Raw genomic sequence first — 25320 nt, forward strand, 5'->3', positions numbered from 1 at the left:
AGCCAGTGGGAAGCGAGTCGGGCGTGGGCAGCGACAGGCGCGGCGCGAGCCGCTCCAGGGGCACCGGGAGCACCGGGGCCGGCAGGCCCGTCACGAAGGTGCTGGTGGCGAACCGCGGTGAGATCGCGGTGCGCGTCATCCGCGCCTGCAAGGACGCCGGCATCGGCTCCGTCGCGGTGTACGCCGAGCCCGACCGGCACGCGCTGCACGTCGAGCTCGCCGACGAGGCGCACGCCCTCGGCGGCACGACGTCGGCCGAGTCGTACCTGCGCGCCGACCTCCTGCTGGAGGTCGCGGCCCGGTCCGGCGCGGACGCCGTGCACCCCGGGTACGGCTTCCTCTCGGAGGACTCGGGCTTCGCCCGCGCCGTCGTCGACGCCGGCCTCACCTGGATCGGTCCGCCGCCGTCGGCGATCGAGGCCCTGGGCGACAAGGTCTCCGCCCGCGAGATCGCCGAGAAGGTCGGTGCACCGCTGGTCGCCGGCACCCCCGGTCCGGTCTCCGGCGTGGCGGAGGTGCTCGACTTCGTCGACGCGCACGGCCTGCCGGTGGCCATCAAGGCCGCCTACGGCGGCGGGGGCCGCGGCCTCAAGGTCGCCCGGAACCGCGAGGAGGTCGGCGAGCTGTACGAGTCGGCCGTCCGCGAGGCGGTCGCGGCCTTCGGGCGCGGCGAGTGCTTCGTGGAGCGCTACCTCGACAAGCCCCGCCACGTCGAGACCCAGTGCCTCGCCGACGAGCACGGTGGCGTCGTCGTCGTGTCCACCCGCGACTGCTCGCTGCAGCGCCGCCACCAGAAGCTCGTGGAGGAGGCGCCCGCGCCGTTCCTCACCGACGAGCAGGAGCGCTCGATGCGCGAGGCGTCGAAGGCGATCCTGCGCGAGGCCGGGTACGTCGGCGCCGGCACCTGCGAGTTCCTCGTGGGGGCCGACGGGTCCGTCTCCTTCCTCGAGGTGAACACCCGCCTGCAGGTCGAGCACCCCGTGACCGAGGAGGTCGCCGGCGTCGACCTCGTGCGCGAGCAGTTCCGCCTCGCCGCCGGTGAGCCCCTCGGGTACGACGAGGTGCCCGTGCGCGGCCACAGCTTCGAGTTCCGCATCAACGGCGAGGACCCGGGCCGCGGCTTCCTGCCCGCCCCCGGCACGGTCACCCGCTTCGAGGCGCCGTCGGGCCCCGGCGTCCGCGTCGACTCCGGCGTCCGCAGCGGCGACGTGGTCTCGGGGAGCTTCGACTCGATGCTCGCCAAGCTGGTCGTCACCGGCGCCACCCGCGAGCAGGCGCTGCAGCGGGCGCGCCGCGCGCTGGCCGAGATGGTCGTCGAGGGCATGCCGACCGTGCTGCCGTTCCACCGCCTGGTGGTCGACGACCCGGCCTTCACCGCCGCCGACGGCTTCGCGGTGCACACCCGCTGGATCGAGACCGAGTGGGCCGGCTCGGCCGCCCCCTGGTCGGGCCCGGCCGCCGACGCGCCGCACCCCGACGACGCCGAGCGCTCCACCGTCGTGGTCGAGGTCGCCGGCAAGCGCCTCGAGGTCACCCTGCCGGGATGGGTCATGGAGGCCGGCGCGCAGGTCGGCGGCGCGGTGCAGTCCGCGCGCCGCCAGCCCAAGCGCCCCCGCAACGCCGCGGCCGCGGCGAAGGCCGCCGGCGGCGACGCCCTGGTCGCCCCCATGCAGGGCACGCTGGTCAAGGTGGCCGTCGCCGAGGGCGACACCGTGGTGGCCGGAGACCTCGTCGTCGTCCTCGAGGCGATGAAGATGGAGCAGCCGCTGACGGCCCACAAGGACGGCGTGGTCACCGGTCTGAAGGCCGACGTCGGCGCGACGCTGACGACCGGCGCGGTGATCTGCACGATCGCCGACGCCAACGCCACCCCCGCCGCCAGCTCCTGACCCGCCGGGGGACGGCCCTGGAGGCGGGGACGGCCTCAGGCGATCTCGGGGCTGGCGTGCAGGCGGCGCGCCGCCTCCGCCACGGAGCCCGACAGCGACGGGTAGACCGTGAAGGCGTGCGCCACCTGGTCGACGGTCAGGCCGTGCTCGACCGCGAGCGCCACCGGGAAGATCAGCTCCGACGCGCGCGGGGCGCAGACGACGCCGCCCAGCACGCGGCCGGACCCGGTGGAGGCGAAGAGCTTCACGAAGCCGTCGCGGATGCCCAGCATCTTGGCGCGGGCGTTGCCGGCCAGCGGGAGCATCAGCACCTCGCCGTCGACCTCGCCGGACTCCACCTGCTCCTGCGTCCAGCCGACGGTGGCGATCTCGGGCGCGGTGAAGATGTTCGCGGAGACCTTGCGCAGCCGCAGCGGGCTCACGGCGTCGCCGAGGGCGTGCCACATGGCGGTGCGCCCCTGCATGGCGGCCACGGACGCGAGCGGCAGCACCCCGGTGCAGTCACCGGCGGCGTAGACGCCGCGCGCGGAGGTCCGCGAGACCCGGTCGACCTGGACGTGCCCGCTCCCGGAGAGCTCGACGCCGGCCTCCTCGAGCCCGATCCCGACGGTGTTGGGCACCGACCCGACGGCCATGAGGCAGTGGGAGCCGCGCACCTCGCGCCCGTCCTCGAGGGTCACCACCACCCCGTCGCCCTCGCGCCGCGCGGCCTTCGCCCGCGAGCGCCCCATGAGCTCCATGCCGCGGCGGCGGAAGACGTCCTCGATGACCTCGGCGGCGTCGCCGTCCTGCCCCGGCAGCACGCGGTCGCGGCTGGAGACGAGGACGACGTCGGAGCCGAGCGCGTCGTAGGCGCTGGCGAACTCGGCGCCCGTCACGCCCGACCCGACGACGACGAGCCGCTCGGGGATGCTCTCCAGCTGGTAGAGCTGCTTCCAGGTGAGGATCCGCTCGCCGTCGGGCCTGGCGGAGTCCATCTCGCGCGGCGAGGAGCCGGTGGAGACCAGGGTGATGTCGGCGTCGAGGACCTCGCTGCCGCCGCCGGCCAGCTCCGCGACCACGCGCTCGGTGCCGTCCAGGCGGCCGCTGCCGCGCAGCACGCGCACCCCCTCGGCGTCGAGGCGGCGGGCGATGTCGGCGGACTGCGCCTCCGCGAGCTTGCGCACGCGGGCGTTGACCCGGGCCAGGTCGACCGTGATGGGCTCCGCGGTCTCCGGGTCTCCGTCGCTGCCGGGGAACCGCAGCCCGAGGGCCTCGGCCTCCGAGGCCTGGTTCATGACCTCGGCGACGGAGATGAGCGTCTTGGAGGGGACCACGTCGGTGAGGACGGTGGAGCCGCCCATCCCGGCGCGCTCGACCACGGTGACCTGCGCCCCGAGCTGCGCGGCGACCAGGGCCGCCTCGTAGCCCCCCGGGCCACCCCCGACGACGACGACCTTCGGCTTGCGTCCCAGCACGTCCCTGATCCTCCCACCCCGGCGCGCCCGGGAGGGCCGGTGCCCGGGGCGCCCGGACCCGCAGCCGGTCCCGGGCCCCGTCGAGGGCCGCGGCGGCCGGGGCGGCCCGTGGCGGGGGTCCTCCACGACGTCGTCGCCGCTACCCTCGGCGCTCATGGCGCTGTACGCGGCGTACGCCAGCAACCTGCACCCGGACCGGATGGCCACCCGGGCCCCCCACTCGCCCCTGGAGGCGACGGGGTGGCTGCGCGGGTGGCGCCTGACGTTCGGCGGTGAGGAGCGCGGCTGGGACGGCGCGCTGGCCACGGTCGTGGAGGTGCCCGAGCAGGTCGACCCGGCCCACCCCGAGGTGCCCCCGGCGCAGGTGTTCGTGGCCGTGTACGACCTCACGGACTCCGACGCCGAGGAGCTCGACCGGTGGGAGGGCGCTGACCTGGGGCTCTACACCAGGGTCAAGGTGCGCGTCGACACGCTCGAGGGCGAGCTGCTGGCGTGGACCTACGTGCTCGACGACTACGAGGGCGGCATGCCGAGCGCCTTCTACCTGGGGATGCTCGCCGACGCCGCCGAGGCGGCCGGCGCCCCCGACGACTACGTCGCCGAGCTGCGCGCGCGCCCCTGCCGCTCCGTCGGCTGACGCGCCCGTCCAGCCGCCCACCAGCGGGGCCGCAGTACGGTGCCGAGCGTGATGGACCCCTTCGACAGCGCAGCGGCGGCCGGCCCGGACCACTCCAACAACCCGGCCTTCGACCACGCCGACCCCAGCACGGACCCCTTCGACATCGCCGCCGCCGCGGCGCGGGCGATCGCCGAGCGCACCGGGGTCGCCCGCCACGACACCGCGCTGGTGCTCGGCTCGGGCTGGCAGGTCACCGCCGACCTGCTCGGGGCGACGACGGCGGAGGTGCCGGTCACCGACCTGCCGGGCTTCGCGCCCGCGGCCGCCCTCGGGCACGTCGGCACGGTGCGCTCGGTCAGCGTCACGGACGACGCCGGCGCCGAGCGCCACGCCCTGGTGTTCCTCTCCCGCACCCACCTGTACGAGGGCCGCGGGGTCCGCCCGGTCGTCCACGCGGTGCGGACCGCCGCGGCGGCGGGCTGCTCGACGCTCGTGCTCACCAACGGCTGCGGCGGCATCGACCCCGCCCGCGGCCCGGGCACCCCGGTGCTGATCAGCGACCACATCAACCTCACGGCGACCTCGCCGCTGGAGGGCCCCACCTTCGTCGACCTCACCGACCTGTACTCCCCGCGCCTGCGCGACCTCGCCCGCGCGGTGCAGCCCGACCTCACCGAGGGCGTGTACGTGCAGTTCCCCGGCCCGCACTACGAGACCCCGGCCGAGGTCCGCATGGCCGGGCGCATCGGCGGTGACCTGGTCGGGATGTCCACGGCGCTCGAGGCGATCGCCGCCCGCCAGGCGGGCCTGGAGGTGCTGGGCATCTCCCTGGTCACCAACCTCGCCGCGGGGGTGAGCCCGACCCCGCTCGACCCGCAGGAGGTCGTCGACGCCGGCCGCGCGGCCGGCCCCCGCATCGGGGCGCTGCTGGCGCAGGTGGTGCGCCGGGTGCTCTCCCAGGACGCCGCGTGACGGCCCCCGCCGCCCCGTCCGCGGCGCTGCGCGGCCGCGCCCTCGCCTGGGCGGAAGGCGACGTCGACGACGACGACGCCGCGGCCCTGCGGGCGCTCGTCGAGCGCGCCGCCGGCGGGGACGCCGCCGCGACCTCCGAGCTGGCCGACGCCCTCGACGGCGACCTCGAGTTCGGCACCGCCGGGCTCCGCGGGGCCCTCGGCCCGGGCAGCCACCGCATGAACCGCGCCGTCGTCGTGCGCGCGGCCGCCGGCCTGGCGGCGCACCTCCTCGACGTCGCCGCGCCGTCCGACCCCGAGGCCGGCCCCCCGGTGTGCGTCATCGGGTACGACGCGCGGCACGGGTCGCCCGCCTTCGCCCGCGACACGGCGGCGGTCGTGGCGGCCGCGGGGGTGCGGGCGCTGCTGCTGCCCCGGCCGCTGCCGACCCCGGTGCTGGCCTTCGCGGTGCGCCACCTCGACGCCGACGCCGGCGTCATGGTCACCGCCAGCCACAACCCGCCGCAGGACAACGGCTACAAGGTCTACCTCGGCGGGCGGTGCACGCCCGCGGACGCCGCCGGTGGTGAGGACCCGGGCCGCGGGGCGCAGATCGTGCCACCGGCCGACGCGCTGATCGCCGCGGCCATCGCCGTGCAGCCCCCCGCGCGCGAGGTGCCCCGCGCCGGGCGCGGCTGGGCGGTGCTCGGCGGCGACGTGCTCGAGGCCTACCTCCGGGAGGTCTCGGCGCTGCCCGGCCCGCCGCCCGCCGACCGGCGGCGCGCCCGGCTGCGCGTCGTCCTGACGCCGGTCCACGGCGTGGGCGGCGCCGTCGCGGTGGAGGCGCTGCGCCGCGCGGGCGCCACGGACGTCGCGGTCGTGCCCGAGCAGGCCGACCCCGACCCGGCCTTCCCGACCACCGCGTTCCCCAACCCCGAGGAGCCCGGCGTCCTCGACCTGGCCCTCGCGCTGGCGCGGCGCCGCGACGCGCACCTCGTCGTCGCCGTCGACCCCGACGCCGACCGCTGCGCCGTCGCCGTGCCCGACCCCGCCGCCGACGGCGGCTGGCGCGCGCTCAGCGGCGACGAGCTGGGGGCGGTGCTCGGCGAGCACGTCGCCTCCGGCGGGCTGCGCCCCCCGGGCGGGCGGCAGCCCCGCAGCGCCGTGCTCGCGTGCTCGCTGGTCTCCTCCAGCCTGCTGGGGCGCATCGCCGAGGCCCACGGGCTGGGGCACGCCGAGACCCTGACGGGCTTCAAGTGGATCTCCCGGGCGCCGCGCCTGGTCTTCGGCTACGAGGAGGCCATCGGCTACTGCGTGGCCCCCGAGGTGGTGCGCGACAAGGACGGGATCTCGACGGCCGTGGTGGTCGCCGCGCTCGCCGCCGACCTCGCCGCGCGGGGACGCACCCTGCTCGACGTCCTCGACGACCTCGCCGTGCGGCACGGCGTGCACGCCACCGGTCAGGTGTCGGTGCGCGTCGACGACCTCTCCCTCATCTCCGACGCGATGGCGCGGCTGCGCGCGCAGCCGCCCGCGGAGCTGGCGGGGCGGGCCGTGGAGCGGGTCGACGACCTCTCGGAGGGGTCGGTGGCCACCACCGGCGTCCCCGCGACCGACGGGCTGCGCTGGGTGCTGGCCGGCGGGGGCCGCGTGGTGGTCAGGCCGAGCGGCACCGAGCCGAAGCTGAAGTGCTACCTGGAGGTCGTGGAACCGGTCACCGCCGAGGCCGAGCTGGGCGCGGCCCGAGCTCGCGCCGGCCGGGCGCTCGAGGCGCTCGACGCGGCCGTGCGGGCGGTCCTGGGCCTCTGACGCCGCCGCGGCCCCCGGCATCCGGGTGGTCCGCGGCGCGGCGGGTCCAGTCCGCCGGCGCCCTGCCGAAGGTGCGGGCAGCAGGGAGTGCAGCGAGGGCGGGGGGTCCGGTGGTGGTGGGCGAGCGGTCGGCGCGCCACGAGCCGTCCCCGTCCCCCGGGACGGCCGGGCGGGCCGGGCGGGCCGGACCGGTCGGGCTGCTCCGGCTGCTCCGGCTGCTCCGGCTCGTCGAGGTGCCCGCGACGGTGCTGGCCTACGCCGCGGCGACCACGGGGCTCGCCCTGCTCGCCGGCGCCCTGGGGCACGACGTCGAACCGGTGCCCCCAGCCCTCGTCGGCGGCGCGCTGGGCGTCGTGGCCGCCCGTCCCGTCCGCCTGTTCCTGGAGGACCGCCTGTCCACGGGCAGGGCCGGCGCGGCTCCCGCGGTCGTCGCGCTGGTGCTCGTCACCTGGCTGCTGGTGCTGCTCGGCCTGAGCGTCCTCGTCCCGGCCGTGAGCTCCTCGGTGGTGTCGCACTCGGTGCGGACCGACCCGACGAGGCGGCGGGTCGTCGAGTGCACGGTGCTGCTCGCAGCGGTCTCGGCGGCCTCGTGGGGCGCTGAGCTGGCGGGCTGGACCGACGGCGTCGTCCCCGCCGGGACCAGCGTGCTGCTCGGGGCCGCGCTGCTGGTGCTCACCCTGCCGTCCCTCGTGAACACCGCGCAGATGGCCCGACGCGAGCGGGCCGCGGCCGACGCGCTGGACGCCGAGCGCCGCCGCCGCGTACGGGAGCTCGAGCACGCGGCGCTCCACGACCACCTGACGGGTCTCACCGGCCGCCGGGGCCTGGCGGACGCCGTGGCGGGGGCGGCCGCCGCGGCGGCGGAACGCTCCCCATCGGCCGTGGTCTTCGTGGACCTCGACGGCTTCAAGGAGGTCAACGACTCCCTGGGCCACGCCGCCGGTGACGAGCTGCTCGTGGTGGTCGCCCGGCGCCTCGCGGCCGCGGTGCGCCCCGGTGACGTGGTCGCCCGCGCCGGGGGCGACGAGTTCGTCGTCGTGCTCTCGGACCTGCACGACGCGCGCGAGGCCGAGCAGACGGCCCAGCGCCTGCAGACGGCGGTGTCCGCCGAGGTGTCCCTGGCGGGTGGGCGCACCGCCCGCGTGGGGGCGAGCACCGGCGTGGCGGTGGCCACCGAGCCGTGCACCGGCGAGGAGCTGCTGGCCCGGGCCGACGCCGCCATGTACCAGCAGAAGCGCGACCGCCGGGCCCGGTCCGCCCAGCCCTGAGACGCCCAGCCCTGAGACGCCCAGCCCTGGGGCGCCCAGCCCTGGGGCGCCCGGACGCGGCCCCTCCGGACCGCCCCCGGGCGGGGGCGGTCAGCCGCGCGGCAGGCCGTCCAGCACCGCGGCCGTCCCCGACAGGCCCAGCCGCGTGGCGCCCGCGTCCAGGAGGGCCACCGCGGCCTCGGCGGTGCGGATGCCGCCGGAGGCCTTGATGCCGAGGCGCCCGCCGACGGTGGCGTGCATGACCTCGACGGCGTGCGTGCTCGCGCCACCCGAGGGGTGGAAGCCGGTGGAGGTCTTCACGAAGTCGGCGCCCGCCTCCTCGGCGGCGCGGCACACCGCGACGAGCACGTCGTCGGGCAGCGCGGCGCTCTCGACGATCACCTTGAGCACCCCACCGGCACCCGCGGCGGCGGGGACCGCAGCGCGCACCGCGGCGATGTCGGCGCGGACGGCGTCGACGTCACCGGACAGGGCGGTGCCCACGTCGATGACCATGTCGACCTCGTCGGCGCCGGCGGCCACCGCGGCCGCGGCCTCGGCGGCCTTCACCGCGCTGGCGTGCTTGCCGGACGGGAAGCCGCAGACGGTCGCGACGACGAGGCCCTCGGTCGCGCCCGCGCCCGCGGTGCGGTCCAGCGGCAGGAACGACGGCGAGACGCAGACCGCCAGCACGCCCAGCGAGCGGGCGTCGGCCAGCAGGGCGGCGACGTCGGCCGGGGTGGCCTCCGGCTTCAGCAGGGTGTGGTCGACGAGGCGGGCGACGCGCTCCGCGGTCCAGGTCTGGGTGCTCACCTCCCGATCCTCGCAGCCCGGCTCCCCGCCTCAGTCCTCCCCCGGGCTGCGGCCCCGGCGTCGCGAGACCACCACCAGCACCGCCGACGTCACCACCGCCCACGCCACGAGCACCAGCACCGGCTCCAGGTGCTGGGAGCCGGGGAAGTACGCCGCCGAGCGCAGCGCCGAGACGGTCGACCCGGTGGGCAGCACCCGCGAGAGCGCACTGAACGGCTCCGGCAGCAGCGCCGGCGCCACCGCGCCGCCGGAGGAGGTGTTGCCGAGCACCACGAACAGCAGCCAGGTCGGCAGGATCGACCACCGGCCCACGAGGAGGGCCGCCGTCCCGGCGAACGCCGACGCGGTGGCCATCTGCAGGGTGAGCAGCCCCCACGCCTCCCACAGGACCACGGGCACGCCGAGCCCCTTCGCGGTGGCTGCGAGCACCAGCCCGCCGAGCACCGACAGGCCGCCGGTGGAAGGCCAGCCAGTCGCGCAGGGGCAGGGGCTTCGCGTTGGCCCGGAGCTGGAACGTGGTGACGAAGCCGAGGATGGTCGAGCCCAGCACCAGGTAGAAGACGGCCAGGCCCGACGGGTCGCTGCTGGGCAGGGGGTGCAGGTCGCTGACGGCCCAGCGCTGCCCCGAGGAGTCGCTGACCCGCAGCGCCGCCGTCGTCAGCACCCGGGCCACGGAGCTGCCCGACGCGCTGGATAGCTCCAGCTGCGGCACGCCGTCCACGAGGTCGACGACGGCGTACGCGCGCTGCTCGGCGACGGCCTCGCGGGCGGCGTCGACGTCGGCGGCCGGGTGCACCACCAGCCCCTGCTGCAGCGCGGCCTGCAGCTGGTCGACGGGCCCGCCGTCGGCGTCCGCCCCCGAGCCGGCGACGACGGCCACGTCGACGGCGCGCGCCGAGGGACGGCCCAGGGCGTCGACGTAGGAGGTGACGAACAGCGCCGCCATGGCCAGGGCGACGCAGACGATCGTGGTGGCCCGGCGGTAGGGCGGGTGGCGCAGGAGGACCCGGGAGGCGCCCAGGGCGCGCGAGGCCCGGCCTGCGGCTCGCTGCGCCGGCCTCCCCGCTGGCTGGTCCGCCGCCTGCCGGGCCGGCTCCCGGTTGTCGGACACCCGCGAACAGTAGGGAGGATGGGGCATGGCCACCTCCCCGACGCAGCCCTCGACAGGGTCCGGTCTCGACCTCGCCCACGTCGACGCCGCCGTGCGCCCCCAGGACGACCTGTTCGGCCACGTCAACGGCTCCTGGCTCGCCGCGCACGAGATCCCGGCCGACCGCTCCTCCGACGGCGCCTTCCGGGCGCTGTTCGACGCCGCCGAGGAGCAGGTGCGCGCCATCGTCGAGGAGGCCGCCGCGAGCGCCCCGACCGCCACCACCGGCGAGGCCGCCGGCGGGTCCCTGGGCCAGGTGGGGCGCGCCTACCGGGCGTTCATGGACGTCGAGCGCGTGGAGGCCCTGGGGGCGTCACCGCTGGAGCCGCTGCTGGCCGAGGTCGCCGCCGTCGCCGACCGCTCGGCGCTGGCCGCCCTCGTGGGCCGCTACCAGCGCGAGGGCCTGGTGGCGCTGGTGGCGGCGTACGTCTCCCCCGACGCCAAGGACTCCTCCCGCTACGTCGTCTACGCCGAGCAGGCCGGGCTCGGCCTCCCGGACGAGGCGTACTACCGGCTCGACGAGCACGCCGAGGTGCGCGCGAAGTACGTCGAGCACCTCGACAGGCTGTGCGCGCTGGCGGGGCTGGAGCCCCTGGGAGCGACCGTCCTCGACCTCGAGACAGCGCTGGCCGGCGTCAGCTGGGACCGGGTCTCGCGCCGCGACGCGCACAAGACGTACACGCTCAAGACCTGGGCCGAGCTGGTGGCGAGCGCCCCCGGGCTCGACTGGGAGGCGTGGCGGGCGGCGCTGCTCGACCTCGACGTCGAGGGCGGGCAGCCGGCCAGCCGCCTGCCCGGCGTCAGCGCCGACGCGCTGGCCGAGGTGGTCGTGCGCCAGCCGTCGTTCGTGACCGGCGCCGCCGCGCTCGTGGCGGAGCGGCCCATGGAGCAGTGGAGGGCCTGGCTCTCGGTGCGCCTGGTGCGCGGCCTCGCCCCGTACCTCTCGTCCGACCTCGTCGAGGAGCAGTTCGACTTCTCCGGGCGCACGCTCTCGGGCACGCCGCAGCTGCGCGAGCGCTGGCGCCGCGGCGTCTCGTTCGTGGAGGGGACCCTCGGCGAGGCCGTGGGCCAGCTGTACGTGGAGCGGCACTTCCCGCCGCGCTCGAAGGTCCGCATGGTCGAGCTGGTCGAGAACCTCGTCGAGGCGTACCGGCAGTCGATCTCGACGCTGGACTGGATGAGCCCGGAGACCCGGGAGAAGGCCCTGGCCAAGCTCGCGGCCTTCACCCCCAAGATCGGCTACCCCGACCGCTGGAAGGACTACTCCTCCCTCGTGGTCGACGGCGAGGACCTCGTCGGCACCGTGCGGCGCACCGGGGAGTGGGAGACCGCCTTCGAGCTGGCCAAGATCGGGCAGCCGATCGACAGGTCGGAGTGGCTGATGACGCCCCAGACCGTCAACGCGTACTACCACCCGGTGATGAACGAGATCGTCTTCCCCGCGGCGATCCTGCAGCCGCCGTTCTTCGACGCCGACGCCGACGACGCCGCCAACTACGGCGGCATCGGCGCGGTGATCGGCCACGAGATCGGCCACGGCTTCGACGACCAGGGCTCCAAGTACGACGGCTCCGGCAACCTCGTCGACTGGTGGACGCCGTCCGACCGCGAGGAGTTCGAGCGCCGCGCGGCCGCGCTCGTCGCCCAGTACGCGGCGCTGTCGCCGCGCGAGGCACCGGACGCGCACGTCAACGGCGAGCTGACCGTGGGCGAGAACATCGGCGACCTCGGCGGCCTGACCATCGCGCTCAAGGCCTACCGGATCGCGCTGGAGCAGGCGGGCCTGCAGGACGGGCCCGAGCTCGACGGGTTCACCGCCACCCAGCGCGTGCTCATCGGGTGGGCGCAGGTGTGGCGCACCAAGACCCGCGAGGCCGAGGTGCGCCGGCGGCTCGCCATCGACCCGCACTCCCCCGCCGACCTGCGCTGCAACGCCGTGGTCACCAACCTCGACGCCTTCCACGAGGCGTTCGGCGTGGTCGAGGGCGACGCCCTCTTCACCCCGCTCGAGCAGCGGGTGCGCATCTGGTGAGCTCCCCCCACCAGCAGCTGCTCCACCTGCTCGCGCGCTACGGCCACGGCGGACCGCAGGACCCGGGGCTCGACGACCGCGGGGTACCAGCAGCTGCTGGGCGCCGACGGTGACGACCTCGAGGCGCTGTGCGCCCTGGCCGACGCCGTCCGCGGGAACCAGCCGGGGGGTGGCGAGCTGACCTTCGTGGTCAACCGCAACCTCACGACGGCGGTGGTGGCCGGGCCTCCCGGCTCGCGCGAGGCCGAGCTGCGCGACGCCCTGGTCGACGAGGCGGTCGCGCTGGGCGCCACCGAGCTGTGCGTGCAGGGCCCGCTCCCGCCGTCGTCGTCAGGCACCCGGGGGCGCGACGACGGCTACCTCGACCTGGTGCGGGCGCTGCACGAGCGCGCCCCGCAGCTGCACCTGCACGCGTTCCGACCCACGGAGGTCGCCGACGCCGCGGCGCGCTCGGGACGCACGCCGCGGGAGTGGCTCACCGCCGCCCGCGAGGCCGGGCTGGGCTCGGTCCCGGGCACAGGCGCGCGAGTGCTCAACGACGCGCTCCGTCCGGCGCTCGCACCGCCCGGCCAGCCCGACCTCACCTCGCAGGAGTGGGTCGACCTCGTCAGCACCGCCCACGAGGTGGGCCTGCCATCGACGGCCACGCTCGTCTACGGCCACCTGGAGACGCCGGCGCAGCAGGTGGCGCACCTGCGGCGGCTGCAGGAGGTGCAGCGGCGCACGGCGGGCTTCACCGAGCTCATCCTCATGCCGTGGGTGCCGGCGCTGACCGCTCCCCTGCCCGACCCGCTGCCGGCTGGCCTGCCGCGCAGCGCGCCCGGTCCCGCGGCGCGTGAGACGCGGGCGCTGCACGCCGTGGCGCGCCTGCTGATGGCCGCTGGCGGGGCGGGGAGCGTGCCGCACGTGCAGGTGGCCTGGACCAAGCTCGGCGGCGGCACGACCCCGCTGGTCGAGCAGGTGCTGCGCGGCGGCGCCGACGACCTCGGCGGTCTGCTCCTCGACGGCGCCCTGCGCCCCGACGCCGGCGCCGAGGCGGGCCTGCAGCTGGTGGCCGCCGACGTCGTCGCCGTGGCGTCGCGCCTGGGGCGGACACCGCGGCAGCGGACCACGACGTACGCCGACGTCCCCCCGGAGCGCCGCCTCCCCCTCCCCCTCCCGTGATCATGGGATCCACGCACACTCCTGACCGTGATCATGGGCTTCCCGAACACCTCAGCGTCGACGTCGCCGTCATCGGCGCCGGGGTCGCCGGCCTGGCCGCGGCCATCAAGCTGCGCCGCCGCGCCCGGGAGACCTTCGTGGTGCTGGAGCGGGGCGACGACGTCGGCGGCACCTGGCGCGACAACACCTACCCCGGTGTCGCCTGCGACGTGCCCGCACCGCTGTACGCCTACACGTTCCGCCCGCAGCCGGCCTGGACCCACCGCTACGCCCGCGGCGCCCAGGTGCAGGACTACCTGCGGACCAGCGCCCGCGAGGAGGGCCTGGAGCCCCACCTGCGGCTGCGCACCGACGTCCTCGACGCCACGTGGGACGACGACGCCGGGCGCTGGCGCGTCACCGCCGCGACCCCCGACGGCGAGCTGCGGGTGACCGCGCGGGTGCTGGTCACCGCCGTCGGGCGCCTCGCCGAGCCGCGGGACCCCGACGTCGCGGGGCTCGACGGCTTCGACGGGCCCGTCGTCCACACCGCCCGCTGGGACCACGACCTCGACCTGAGGGGCCTGCGCGTCGGCGTCGTCGGGACGGGCGCGTCGGCGGTGCAGGTGGTGCCGCAGCTGGCGGGGGTCGCGGAGCAGGTGGTGGTGTTCCAGCGGAGCGCGCCCTGGGTGGTCCCCCGTCGTGACGCCGAGGTGCCGCCCGCGGAGCGCTCCGCGCTGGAGCGCGACCCGGCCGCCGTCGTCGCGCTGCGCAGCGAGCTGCTCGCCGAGCTCGACAGCGGCATCGCCGCCCGGCGTCGTGAGAGGCCCGCGCTCGACGCGCTGCGCGCCCGGGCGCTGGCGCACCTCGCCTCGCAGGTGCCCGAGGGTCCGCTGCGCCGCGCGCTGACCCCCGCCTACGAGGTGGGGTGCAAGCGCGTCCTCCTCTCCGACGACTTCTACCCCGCGCTGCTGCGCGACGACGTGGCGCTGGAGCCGACCGCCCTCGACCGCCTGGAGGGGCCCCGCGGGCGCACGGCGGTCGCGCGGTCCGGGCAGCGGCACGGGCTCGACGCCCTGGTGCTGGCCACGGGCTTCACCACCACGCGCCCGCCGATCGCCGAGCGGCTCCACGGCCGTGGTGGCCGCTCGCTGGCGCAGCGCTGGGCCGGAGGCATGGGGGCGTACGCGTCGACGGCGGTGCCGGGCTTCCCCGCCCTGTTCCTGCTCGGCGGGCCGCACGCGGTGCTGGGGCACTCCTCGGCGGTCGACCTCCTGGAGGCGCAGGTCGACCACGTGCTGGGAGCGCTCGACCACCTGGCTCGCGCCGGAGCGGGGGCCGCGCCGCTGGAGGTCAGCGACGACGCCGAGGCGGCGTACCTGCGTGACGTCGACGCGATGGCCGCGGGCACCGTCTGGGAGGACGGCGGCTGCACCAGCTGGTACCGCGACGACCGCAACGGACGCCTGGCGCTGCTGTGGCCGGCGTCGGTGGCGGAGTTCCGGGCCCGCAACGCCTCGTTCGACCCCGCCCCCTACGGCGCCGCCAGCTGACCCCTCAGGCGGCGGGACGGCGCGGGGCCGCGCCCACCGGGCGGCGACCCTGCACGGCGAGCCCGTCGGGGCCCATCAGCGCGGTGACCGCGGGCGCGACCTCCGGGTCGAGCCAGGTGGCGGCGTCGAGGGCGTGCTCGGGCTGCAGCGCCAGGCGCTCGCGCAGCTCGAACCCCGACGCCGCGGACCACCGGGCGAGGTCGTCGAGGTGCGGCCACGGGCGCTCGGGGTTGACGTGGTCGGGGGTGAGGGGGCTGACGCCGCCCCAGTCGTCCACCCCGGCGCGCAGCAGCAGCGCCAGCTCCGTCCCGTCGTCGTCGGTGGCGGAGAGGTTCGGCGGCGCCTGGATGCGCAGGCCCGGCCCCAGCAGCAGCCGCGAGACGGCGAGCGCGGCGGCGTACTCCTGCAGCGCGAGGTCCGGCTCGCCCCGCATCGCGGTGCGGGGCTTGGCGCGGAAGTTCTGCACGATCACCTCGCGGACGTGCCCGTGGCGGCGCGCGGTGTCCGCGAGCGCCAGCAGCGAGTCGACCCTGTCGGCCGGGGTCTCCCCGATGCCGAGCAGCACGCCGGTGGTGAAGGGGACGACGGCGGCGCCGGCGTCCTCCAGCACCTGCAGCCTGACGGCGGGGTCCTTGTCCGGGCTGCCGAAGTGCGCCGCGCCCCGGCGCTCGAAGAGCTCGCGGCTGGTGGTCTCGAGCATCATGCCCATCGACGCCGCGACCGGGCGGAGGTCGGCCAGCTCGTCGGCCGTCATCACGCCGGGGTTGAGGTGCGGGAGCATCCCCGTCTCCTCGCGCACCCGCACGGCCAGGTGGCGCACGTAGGCGAGCGTGGAGGCGAAGCCGTGGGCGTCCAGCCACTGCTGCGCCTCCGGCCAGCGGGCCTCGGGCCGGTCGCCGAGGGTGAAGAGCGCCTCCTTGCACTCCAGCGCCGCGCCGTCGCGGGTCAGGGCGAGCACCTCGTCCTCGGTCATGAACGGGGCGCGGCCGGCGCGCGCGAGCTGGAGCGGGGTGTCGACGAAGGTGCAGTAGTGGCACCGGTCGCGGCACAGCGTGGTGATCGGGACGAACACCTTGCGCGAGTACGTCACCACGCCGGGCCGCCCCGCGGCGGCCAGGCCGGCGTCGCGCACCGCCGAGGCGAGGCGCAGCAGCCTGTCGAGGGGGTCGCCGTCGCGCAGGCCGCGGGCCGCGAGCAGCGCCTCGGCCTGGTCGGGCTCGAGGTGCTCCCCTGCCTCAGCGGTGCGCAGCGCGGCCTCGACGGCGCGCTCGCTCGGCGGCAGCGTCGGAGCGGGGAGGGTGGTGCTCACCTCATGAGGCTAGGTCGGCCGCGCGCGTCACCCCCGCGCGGGGACCTCCTGGAGGATCCACGCGTTGCTGTCCGGGTCGGTGAAGAAGGCGAACCGGCCCCAGGCCATCTCGTCGACCCCGGTGCACTCGACGCCGCGCGCCAGGAGGTCGGCTCGGGCGGCGTCGACGTCGGGCACGACAGCCTGCAGCCCCTTCTGGTCTCCCGGGCGCAGCGGCGTGATGCCCGTGCCGAAGGCGATGGAGCAGCCGGAGCCGGGCGGGGTCACCTGGACGAAGCGGAGCTCGTCGCTGACGCGGACGTCGTGGTCGCACCCCCAGCCGAGCACCTCGGCGTAGAAGCGCTTGGCGGCGTCGACGTCGGAGACGCCGACCATGACCAGCTCGAGGCTGGTGCGCAGGGTGCTGGTGGCCGGGGTCTCCATCGGGTCACCCGAGACGAGGGTGGACCGGGGGGCCGTCTGGACGTCGTCGTCGCTCATGCCTCCGCAGCGTGGCACCGCCCACCGACACCCCGGAACCCCTCACCCCTCGTGATCATGGGCGTCCGCCACCCCGGGGTGGCGGACGCCCACTGGCACCACGGTCGGAGGGGGGGTGGGGTCAGTCGGCCCAGCCGGGGAGCACGACGTGCTCCAGCAGCGCCATGCGCTCGTCCTGCGGCACGAAGGCGGCGTCGAGGGAGTCGAGGGTGACCTGGCGGAAGTCGTCCCAGCCCCAGCCCGCCTCCTCGGCGAGCAGCACCATCTCGTCGGTGAGGGTGGTGCCGGTCCAGAGCCGGTCGTCGCTCGACAGCGTGATGGTGAAGCCCAGGTCGCGCAGCGCCGTGACCTGGTGCTGCGCGATGGACTCCGAGGTGCCCGTCTGGGTGTTGGAGCGCGGGCAGACCTCGAGCGGCACCTGGCGGTCGCGCACGTAGGCGGCCGTGCGCCCGAAGCGGGGCAGGGCGCTGCCGTCGGCGCCGACGGTGACGTCCTCGAGGATGCGCACGCCGTGGCCGAGGCGCGCCGCCCCGAGCCCGAGCGCCTGCGCCACCGACTCGGGCCCGACGGCCTCGCCGGCGTGCACGGTGAAGGGGAACAGCTCCTCGCGCAGCAGCGTGAAGGCCTCCGCGTGGTCGGTGGCGGGGAAGCCGATCTCCGGGCCGGCGATGTCGAAGCCGACCACCCCGGCGTCGCGCCGCGACAGCGCGGCCCGGGCGGCCTCGAGCGACCTGTCGGCCTGGCGCATCGCGCACACGATCGCGCCCACGCGGATCGGTCGGCCCGCGTCGGCGGACTCCGCCGCCCCCGCGTGCAGCCCGGCCAGCACGGCGTCGACGACCTCCTCGATGCTCAGGCCACCCGCCGTCGACAGCTCGGGGGCGAACCGGCTCTCCACGAGCACCACGCCGTCGGCGGCGAGGTCGAGGACGCTCTCGCGCGCCACCCGCTCCAGCGCGTGCGGGGTCTGCAGCACGGCGCCGGTGTGCGAGAACGGCTCCAGGAAGCTGACCAGGGAGCCGGAGTCGGCCTGGCGCTGCACCCAGGCGGCGAGGGCCTCGGGCGTGCTCTCGGGCAGCTCGTGGCCGATCTCGTCGGCCAGCTCCAGCAGGGTCGAGGCGCGCATGCCGCCGTCGAGGTGGTCGTGCAGCACGACCTTCGGGGCCCGGGCCAGGCGCTCACGCAGCTCAGTCATGGCGCCAGGCTAGGCCGGGCCCCCGACGGGGCCCGGCCCAGGTGGCGGCTCAGCCGATGCGGCCGAGGACGACGTCGGGCGCGGTCGCGGCGGTGCTGGCGCCCGCGGCGACGTCCCACCCGCCCTCGAGCGCGGCCAGCGCCCGCTCGAAGCGCTCAGGGGTGTCGGTGTGCAGCACCGCGAGCACGTCACCGGAGCGCACGGCGTCACCGGGCTTGGCGCGCAGCTCGACGCCGGCCGCGGCCTGCACCTGCTCCCCCGCGCGGGCGCGCCCGGCGCCCAGGCGCCACGCCGCCAGGCCCACGGCCATGGCGTCGAGGCGGGTCAGCACGCCGTCGGCCCCCGCACGCACCTCGTGGGTGTGCTCCGCGACCGGCAGCGCCGCGTCGGGGTCACCGCCCTGGGCCGCGACCATCCGCCGCCACACGTCCATGGCGCGGCCGTCGGCGAGGGCCTCGGCCGGGTCGACGTCACCGCGGCCCGCAGCCGCGAGCATCTCCCGGGCGAGCGCCAGGGTGAGGTCGACGACGTCGCGCGGACCGCCCCCGGCGAGCACCTCGACGCTCTCGCGGACCTCCAGGGCGTTGCCGGCGGTGAGGCCCAGCGGCGTCGACATCTCCGTCAGCAGCGCCACCGTGCGCACGCCGGCGTCGGTGCCGAGGTCGACCATGGTGCGCGCCAGCTCCTCGGCGTCGGCACGGGTCTTCATGAACGCGCCGGTGCCGACCTTGACGTCGAGCACGAGCGCACCGGTGCCCTCGGCGATCTTCTTGCTCATGATGGAGCTCGCGATCAGCGGGATCGCCTCGACGGTGCCCGTGACGTCGCGCAGGGCGTAGAGCTTCTTGTCCGCCGGGGCCAGGCCGGAGCCCGCGGCGCAGACGACGGCCCCGACGTCCTCGAGCTGGGCGAGCATCTCGTCGTTGGAGAGCGCCGCCCGCCACCCGGGGATCGCCTCGAGCTTGTCCAGCGTGCCGCCGGTGTGGCCGAGCCCGCGGCCCGACAGCTGGGGCACCGCGACGCCGCACGCCGCGACGAGCGGGGCGAGGGGCAGGGTGGTCTTGTCGCCGACCCCGCCGGTGGAGTGCTTGTCGGCGGTGGGGCGGCTCAGGCCGGAGAAGTCGAGGCGCTCACCGCTGGCGATCATCGCTGCGGTCCAGCGGGAGATCTCGCGGCGGTCCATCCCGTTGAGCAGGACCGCCATGGCCAGCGCGCTCATCTGCTCGTCGGCCACCGCTCCGCGCGTGAAGGCATCGACCACCCAGTCGATCTGCGAGTCGGTCAGCTCGTGGCGGTCGCGCTTGGCGGCGATGACCTCGACGGCGTCGTGCGGCTCGGTCGCGGGGGTGGTCTGGCTCACCCGCTCACCCTGCCACTGGGGACCCCGCCGTTCGCAGCCAGGCGCTCGGCTGCTGTTCCCGACCCCCACCGGACCGCATCCAGGCGCTCGGCTGCGGTTCCCGACCCCACCGGACCGCAGCCAGGCGCTCGGCTGCGGTTCCCGACCCCCACCGGACCGCATCCAGGCGCTCGGCTGCGGTTCCCGACCCCCACCGGACCGCATCCAGGCGCTCGGCTGCGGTTCCGAGGGCGTCAGCCGCGCTCGAGCTCCTCGGGGCCGAAGCCCTGCGGCAGCACCTCGGCCATGGTCAGGACGCCCTCCGGCGTCGAGACCAGCAGCGAGCGCCCGCCGTGCTCGTAGAGCAGCTGCCGGCAGCGTCCGCACGGCATGATCTGCCGCGCGTCGTCGCCGCCGACGCACGCGAACGCCACCAGGCGCCCGCCGCCGCCGGACACCAGCGACGACACCAGGCCGCACTCGGCGCACAGCGTCACGCCGTACCCGGCGTTCTCGACGTTGCAGCCGGTGACCACGCGCCCGTCGTCGACGAGCGCGGCGGCGCCCACGTGGAAGTTCGAGTACGGGGCGTACGCCCGCTGCTGCACCTCGCGGGCAGCGGCCAGCAGGCCGTCCCAGTCGACGTCGTGCCCGGCCACCTGCTCAGAGCTCATCGGGGGTCCTCACTGCTTGACGTAGGGCTCGCCGTCGGCGGCCGGGGCGCGCACGCGCCCCACCAGTCCGGCGACGGCGAACACGGTGGCGAGGTACGGGGCCATCAGCAGGAACTGCGAGGGCACCGGGGTGGCGATCGAGGCCAGGATGTCCTGGAGGTTGGTCGCGACGCCGAACAGCAGGGCCGCCACCAGGGCGCCGATGGGCGTGTACCGGCCGAAGATCATGGCCGCCAGGGCGATGTAGCCCTTGCCGGCGCTCATCTCCTCGCCGAAGGCCAGGCCGACGCCCAGGGTGAGCATCGCCCCGCCCAGTCCGGCCAGCGCCCCCGACAGCACGACGTTGATGAACCGCGTGCGGTTCACGTCGATGCCGACGGTGTCGGCGGCCTTGGGGTGCTCGCCAACGGCGCGCACCCGCAGGCCCCAGCGGGTCCGGAAGAGCGCCACGTGCACGACGGCGACCAGCGCGTACGTGATGTAGACGATGATCGACTGGTTGAAGAGCACCGGGCCGAGCAGCGGGATGTCCGACAGCAGGGGCACCGCCACCGGGAGCAGCCCCGGCGGGGAGTTCAGCGACGGGTTGCCCGACAGCAGGGTGGTGAACAGGTAGTTGGTCAGGCCGATCACCAGCACGTTCAGCACGACGCCGACGATGATCTGGTTGACCACGTACCGGATGGCGAACAGCGCGAGCAGCAGGCCCACCGCAGCACCGGCCAGCGGCGCGGCGACCAGCCCGGCGTAGGCGCTGCCGGTGGCGCTGGCCACGACCGCGGCGCCGAAGGCCCCCGCGAGCAGCTGGCCCTCGATGGCGATGTTGACGACGCCGGCGCGCTCGGACACGACGCCGCCGAGGGCCCCCAGGACGATCGGCACGGACAGCACCAGGCCGCCGGCGAGCAGGCCCACCAGGCTGATGGTCTGGCCGGCGACCACCCAGACCAGGAAGCCCGCCAGCCAGGCGGCGGCGAAGACCGCGGGCGCCCAGACGCCGGCGCGGCGGCCGGCCCGGCGCTCGCGCTCGACCCACAGGGTGACCCCGAGGCAGACGAGCACCACCAGCCAGCCGAAGGCCGCTCCCGGCAGGGGCAGCTCGGGCAGCTGGACGGCGTCGTTGCCACCGGAGAGCCGGAACCGCGACGAGCCGTCCGGGGCGTTGAGCGCGAAGAGCACCAGCGCCAGCGCCGTCAGCACCGCGTAGGTGATGGCGGTGCGGGGGCTGAGCCGGTCGGCGGGGGCCGCCGGCCCGTCGCCGGCCGCGGGGGCTCCCGCGGGGCCGCCGGAGGCGGGCACGGGGGCGGTGGTGGGGGTGGTCATGCGGCGGCGCTCCTGGTCGTGGTCGCGGCCGCGCGTCGGCGCGGCTGCAGCCGGAAGACGGTGCGCACCAGCGGCGGTGCCGCGATGAGCAGCACGATCACCGACTGGACGACGAGGACGATGTCGATCGGGGTGCTCGTGGAGGCCTGCATCAGCACGCCCCCGGCCCGCAGCGCGCCGAAGAGCAGCCCGGCCAGGACCACCCCCAGCGGCTTGGAGCGGCCCAGCAGCGCCACGGTGATGGCGTCGAAGCCGATCTGCCCGGCGATGCCGCCGCTGAGCGAGCGCTCCGTGCCCAGCAGCTGCACCGCGCCGGCGAGGCCGGCGAGGGCGCCCGAGGCGAGCATCACGCCGACGAAGGCCCAGGAGACGGACATGCCCGCGGTGCGGGCGGCGGCCGGGTTGGCCCCCACCGCGCGCCAGCTGAAGCCGACCGTGCTGCGCTCCAGGAGCCACCAGACCAGCGCCGCGGCCACCAGCACCAGGAGGAAGCCCAGGTGCAGCCGGAAGCTGGGGCCGAGCAGCAGCGGGAAGGCGGCCGAGTCGGCCACCGGCGGGCTGATGGGGTTGGAGGACCCCTCGCGCTGGAAGCCCGGCGTGGTCAGCGCGTAGGCCAGCAGGTACACCGCGACGTAGTTGAGCATGATCGTGACGATCACCTCGTGGGCGCCGGTGCGGGCCCGCAGCAGGCCGACGATCCCGCCCCACAGCGCGCCGCCGACCACGCCGGCCAGCACCGCCAGGGGCAGGTGCACCACCAGGGGCAGGTCGAGGCGGAAGCCGACGAGGCCGGCGAGCATCGCGCCGACGATCAGCTGGCCCTGGGCGCCGATGTTGAACAGCCCGGCGCGGAACGCGAGCGCCACGGCGAGACCGGCCGCGATCAGCGGGCTGGCGACGACGAGCGTCTCGGTGATGGGCCGGAACGCCGCCGTGGTGCTGCGGGCCTGCGGGTCGAAGACCGCGCCCCGCAGCATCGCCCCGTAGGCGTCGGTCGCGGCGGTCCAGCCGGCGCTCAGCGCGTCCTGCGGGCGGGCGAAGAAGTAGCCGGAGGCGTCGCGGGTGGCCTGGTCGGTGACGGCGATCAGGAGCCCGCCGAGGACGAAGGCCGACAGGACCGCGAGCACCAAGACCAGCCAGGTGCTCTGGCGGGCGTCGGAGAGCCACGCGGCCGCACGGCCCGGGGCGTCGGGGCTGGTGGTCGAGGAGGGAGCCGGGGCTCCCGACGACCCGGGCGCGCCGGGCGAGCCGCCCGGGGGCACCTGCGGGCCGGGGGTGGGGGTGCTCATCGCGCCGTCCCGTCCGTGTCTGCGGGGGTGTCCGCGGGGGTGTGTGCGGGGGTGCTGGCCGTGGAGGTGGCGGGGGCGTCGGCGGCGTCGTCCGCGGCGGCCTCCACCTCGCTGGGGTTGCGCGCCGCCTGCTCGGCGGCCTCCGCGGCGGGCACGCCCGCCATCATCAGGCCGAGCACGTCGCGGAGGTTCGCGCCCTCACCGGCGCCGCCGGTCGCGCCGGCGCGCTCACCGGGGACGACGCCCACGACCCGCCCGCGGTACATGACCGCGATGCGGTCGGCCAGGGCCAGCACCTCGTCGAGCTCGGTGGAGACGATGAGCACCGGGGTGCCGGCGTCGCGCTCGGCGATGATCCGCGAGTGCACGAACTCGATGGAGCCGACGTCGAGGCCGCGGGTGGGCTGGGAGGCGATGAACAGCTGCAGCGGGCGCGACAGCTCGCGCGCCAGCACCACCTTCTGCTGGTTGCCGCCCGAGAGGGTGCCGGCGGCGACGGCCGGACCCGACGCGCGGACGTCGTACTCCCCCACCAGGCGGGTGGCGTTGCTGCGCAGGGCGCGGCGGTCCATCGCGGGGCCCTTGGCGAACGGCCGCTGGGTGTGCCGGTCGAGCACCAGGTTCTCCTCGATGGAGAAGCTGCCGACCAGCCCGTCGTGGGTGCGGTCCTCGGGGACGAAGCCCACGCCGGCGTCGAGCACCGCGCGGGTCGAGAAGCCCACCAGCTCCTGCCCCACGAGGCGGACCGACCCGCTCACGTCGGGCTGCAGCCCGACGATCGCCTCGGTCAGCTCGGTCTGGCCGTTGCCCTGGACCCCGGCGACGGCGAGCACCTCGCCGCGGGCGATGTCGAGGTCGACGCCGTCGACGACGCGGGCGCCGGTGGCGTCGCGGACCACGAGGTCGCGCACCTGCACCGTGACCTCACCCGGCGTCGCGGGCGCGCGCTCGACGCCCAGGCTCACGCTGCGACCGACCATGAGCGCCGCGAGCTCGTTCTCGGCGGCGGTCGGGTCGGCCGAGCCGACGATCTTCCCGCGGCGCACGATGGTGATCCGGTCGGCGATGGCCCGGACCTCACGCAGCTTGTGCGTGATGAAGACGATGGAGGTCCCCGCCGCGGTGAGCTGGCGCATGATCGCGATCAGCTCGTCGGTCTCCTGCGGGGTGAGCACCGCGGTGGGCTCGTCGAGGATGAGCACCTTCGCGTCGCGCACCAGGGCCTTGAGGATCTCGACGCGCTGCTGGACGCCGACGGGCAGGTCCTCCACCCGGGCGTCGGGGTCGACGGCGAGGCCGTAGCGGTCGGACAGCTCGCGCACCCGGCGGCGGGCGGTGGCGAGGTCGAGCAGGCCGCCCTTGACCGGCTCGTTGCCCAGCACCACGTTCTCGGCGACGGTGAAGACCGGGACGAGCATGAAGTGCTGGTGGACCATGCCGATGCCCGCGGCCATCGCGTCACCGGGGCCCGAGAGCTCCACGGGCCGGCCGTCGACGACGATCTGGCCCTCGTCGGGGCGGTACAGCCCGTACAGGACGTTCATCAGGGTGCTCTTGCCGGCGCCGTTCTCGCCGAGCAGGCAGTGCACCTCGCCCGGGGCGACGACGAGGTCGATCGCGTCGTTGGCGACCAGCGAGCCGAAGCGCTTGGTGATGCCCTTGAGTGCGAGCTCCACGCCCGCACCTCCTTCCGTTCCTGGGCCGGTCCGGCTGGTCGCCGGCTGCTCGTCCGGCAGGTCGTGCCACACGGCCAGGGCCCCCGGGACGGTACCCGGGGGGCCCTGGCCGCCCTGACCGCGCGGGGCGCGGTCAGGAGGAGGTCACGGGGTCGACTGCGACTGCACCGTGATGGTGCCGTCGACGACGTCCTGCTGGAGCTTGCTCACGCCGTCCTTGACGGCCTGCGGGACGTTCGCGTCGTTGTCGTGGAACGGGGCCAGGCTCACGCCGCCGTTCTCCAGGGTGCCGACGTAGGGCTCCGAGGAGAAGCTGCCGTCGACCTCGCTCTTCACGGCGTCCTGCACCGAGGCGCCGATCTCCTTGACCACCGAGGTGAGGATCAGCGGGCGGTCGCTCTCCTTGACGGTGTTGTAGCCGTCGGAGTCGACCCAGACGACCTTGACGTCGCCGCCGGCCGCGTTGGCGGCGTTCGCGGCGGCCAGGGTGCCGTTCCCGACGGGGCCGGCGACCGGGAGGATGATGTCGGCGCCCTGCTGGATGAAGTTCTGCGTGGTGTTCTGCCCGGCGCCGATGTCGTCGAAGTTGCCGGTGAACGAGCCCTGCTGCGTGGCCTTGTCCCAGCCGAGGAGCTTGACGCTCGTGCCGTTGTCCTCGTTGTACTTGGCGACGCCGTCGGCGAAGCCGTCCATGAAGATCGTCACGGACGGGATCTGGATGCCGCCGTAGGTGGCGACGGTGCCGGTCTTGGAGGTGCCCGCGGCGACGTAGCCGGCCAGGTAGGAGGCCTGCGCGGTGTCGAACAGCAGCGGCTTGACGTTGGAGCGGGCCGGCTCGACGGTCGAGTCGATCAGCGCGAACTGGGTGTCCGGGTTGGCGTCGGCGGCGCTGCCGGTGGCGTCGGCGAGCAGGAAGCCGACGGCGACCACCAGGTTGCAGTTCTGCTGGACCAGCGCGGCGATGTTCGGCGCGAAGTCGGCCTCGGAGCTCGACTGCGTCGTCTGCTCCTGGATGCCGAGCTCGGCGACGGCCGCGTCGAGGCCCTCCTTGCCGGACTGGTTGAACGACTGGTCGTCGAAGCCACCCGCGTCGGAGACCATGCAGGCCTTGACGTCGGAGGCCGCGCTCGTGCCGGACCCGCTGCCGGCGCCCGTGGAGGCCTCGGGGGCCTCGCCGCAGCCGGCGGCCAGGAGGGCCACGGCCCCGACGGCGGCCAGGGTGCCGAGCTTCTTCTTCACAGGTGCTCCTCCAGGGGGCGGTCGTCGCAGCTGCGCCCCGGGGCCGCGGTCGCGGCGCCCGTCAGGGCGGGCCGGGAGGTCGTCCCTGACCCGTCCGGGCGTGCTCGCCAGACCCTAGGACGACTCCCGCTCGG

19 protein-coding genes and 1 pseudogene are annotated in these 25320 nt (G+C 76.0%); 8 read left to right on the forward strand and 12 right to left on the reverse strand.

Features of this window, described 5'->3' with window-relative positions; all coding sequences use genetic code 11:
* Positions 1-98 precede the first annotated feature (98 nt).
* Positions 99-1889 (forward strand): biotin carboxylase N-terminal domain-containing protein, encoded by a 1791-nt coding sequence (locus tag F1641_RS07300; protein ID WP_375541472.1) that lies wholly within the window; start codon positions 99-101, stop codon positions 1887-1889.
* Positions 1890-1924: 35 nt separating this feature from the next.
* On the opposite strand, the gene F1641_RS07305 is transcribed toward F1641_RS07300, so the two are convergent.
* Positions 1925-3346, reverse strand: a complete 1422-nt coding sequence (locus tag F1641_RS07305) for an NAD(P)H-quinone dehydrogenase (RefSeq protein ID WP_309225448.1) — start codon at positions 3344-3346, stop codon at positions 1925-1927.
* Between the two features lie 154 nt (positions 3347-3500).
* Here F1641_RS07305 and F1641_RS07310 point away from each other — a divergent pair, with 154 nt between their 5' ends.
* The 4 genes from F1641_RS07310 (at position 3501) to F1641_RS23015 (ending at position 7992) form a co-directional block, all read left to right on the forward strand.
* A complete protein-coding gene (locus F1641_RS07310) occupies positions 3501-3983 on the forward strand; it encodes a gamma-glutamylcyclotransferase (RefSeq protein WP_194904053.1) in 483 nt (160 codons plus the stop codon).
* A 51-nt stretch (positions 3984-4034) separates the two neighbouring features.
* Entirely contained in the window at positions 4035-4937 is a 903-nt protein-coding gene (locus F1641_RS07315) for a purine-nucleoside phosphorylase (RefSeq protein ID WP_194904937.1), read from the forward strand.
* A complete protein-coding gene (locus F1641_RS07320; protein ID WP_309225450.1) occupies positions 4934-6724 on the forward strand; it encodes a phospho-sugar mutase in 1791 nt (596 codons plus the stop codon). Before F1641_RS07315 ends, F1641_RS07320 begins: the two co-directional genes overlap by 4 nt.
* 113 nt (positions 6725-6837) lie before the next feature.
* Positions 6838-7992 carry a GGDEF domain-containing protein gene (locus F1641_RS23015; RefSeq protein ID WP_309225451.1) on the forward strand — a complete coding sequence of 385 codons (1155 nt, stop codon included), beginning with the start codon at positions 6838-6840 and terminating at the stop codon, positions 7990-7992.
* A gap of 90 nt (positions 7993-8082) precedes the next feature.
* On the opposite strand, the gene deoC is transcribed toward F1641_RS23015, so the two are convergent.
* Entirely contained in the window at positions 8083-8784 is a 702-nt protein-coding gene (gene deoC, locus F1641_RS07330) for a deoxyribose-phosphate aldolase (RefSeq protein WP_194904055.1), read from the reverse strand.
* Positions 8785-8814: 30 nt separating this feature from the next.
* Positions 8815-9213 (reverse strand): hypothetical protein, encoded by a 399-nt coding sequence (locus F1641_RS07335; RefSeq protein WP_194904057.1) that lies wholly within the window; start codon positions 9211-9213, stop codon positions 8815-8817.
* A gap of 707 nt (positions 9214-9920) precedes the next feature.
* Here F1641_RS07335 and F1641_RS07340 point away from each other — a divergent pair.
* The 3 genes from F1641_RS07340 to F1641_RS07350 all read left to right on the forward strand — a co-directional run bounded on the left by F1641_RS07340 (position 9921) and on the right by F1641_RS07350 (position 14662).
* On the forward strand, positions 9921-11966 hold the full coding sequence (locus F1641_RS07340; protein ID WP_194904059.1) for a M13 family metallopeptidase: 2046 nt from the start codon (positions 9921-9923) through the stop codon (positions 11964-11966).
* 186 nt (positions 11967-12152) lie between these two features.
* A complete protein-coding gene (locus tag F1641_RS07345) occupies positions 12153-13130 on the forward strand; it encodes an FO synthase (RefSeq protein ID WP_206690742.1) in 978 nt (325 codons plus the stop codon).
* Positions 13131-13132: 2 nt separating this feature from the next.
* Positions 13133-14662, forward strand: a complete 1530-nt coding sequence (locus F1641_RS07350) for an NAD(P)/FAD-dependent oxidoreductase (RefSeq protein ID WP_194904061.1) — start codon at positions 13133-13135, stop codon at positions 14660-14662.
* 13 nt (positions 14663-14675) lie between these two features.
* On the opposite strand, the pseudogene cofG reads toward F1641_RS07350, so the two are convergent.
* The 9 genes and pseudogenes from cofG to F1641_RS07395 form a co-directional block, all read right to left on the reverse strand.
* Positions 14676-15971 (reverse strand): annotated as a pseudogene (gene cofG, locus F1641_RS07355) (7,8-didemethyl-8-hydroxy-5-deazariboflavin synthase CofG); the annotation flags it as partial.
* A gap of 27 nt (positions 15972-15998) precedes the next feature.
* A complete protein-coding gene (locus F1641_RS07360; protein WP_255514201.1) occupies positions 15999-16451 on the reverse strand; it encodes a VOC family protein in 453 nt (150 codons plus the stop codon).
* A 121-nt stretch (positions 16452-16572) separates the two neighbouring features.
* A complete protein-coding gene (locus F1641_RS07365) occupies positions 16573-17646 on the reverse strand; it encodes an adenosine deaminase (RefSeq protein ID WP_194904065.1) in 1074 nt (357 codons plus the stop codon).
* Between the two features lie 49 nt (positions 17647-17695).
* Complete coding sequence (locus F1641_RS07370; RefSeq protein WP_194904067.1) at positions 17696-19006, reverse strand: thymidine phosphorylase; 1311 nt, start codon at positions 19004-19006, stop codon at positions 17696-17698.
* A 233-nt stretch (positions 19007-19239) separates the two neighbouring features.
* On the reverse strand, positions 19240-19659 hold the full coding sequence (locus F1641_RS07375; RefSeq protein WP_194904069.1) for a cytidine deaminase: 420 nt from the start codon (positions 19657-19659) through the stop codon (positions 19240-19242).
* 9 nt (positions 19660-19668) lie between these two features.
* Complete coding sequence (locus F1641_RS07380) at positions 19669-20982, reverse strand: ABC transporter permease (RefSeq protein ID WP_194904071.1); 1314 nt, start codon at positions 20980-20982, stop codon at positions 19669-19671.
* The gene (locus F1641_RS07385) at positions 20979-22271 is read right to left on the reverse strand and encodes an ABC transporter permease (RefSeq protein WP_194904073.1); all 1293 of its coding nucleotides are present in this window, start codon (positions 22269-22271) and stop codon (positions 20979-20981) included. The genes F1641_RS07380 and F1641_RS07385 overlap by 4 nt, the downstream gene beginning before the upstream one ends.
* Positions 22268-23947, reverse strand: a complete 1680-nt coding sequence (locus tag F1641_RS07390) for an ABC transporter ATP-binding protein (protein WP_194904074.1) — start codon at positions 23945-23947, stop codon at positions 22268-22270. Before F1641_RS07390 ends, F1641_RS07385 begins: the two co-directional genes overlap by 4 nt.
* A gap of 144 nt (positions 23948-24091) precedes the next feature.
* A complete protein-coding gene (locus tag F1641_RS07395; protein WP_194904075.1) occupies positions 24092-25186 on the reverse strand; it encodes a BMP family protein in 1095 nt (364 codons plus the stop codon).
* Between the last annotated feature and the right edge of the window lie 134 nt (positions 25187-25320).

The organism is Quadrisphaera sp. INWT6 (assembly GCF_015390235.1).
In the GTDB taxonomy this organism is placed as follows: domain Bacteria; phylum Actinomycetota; class Actinomycetes; order Actinomycetales; family Quadrisphaeraceae; genus Quadrisphaera.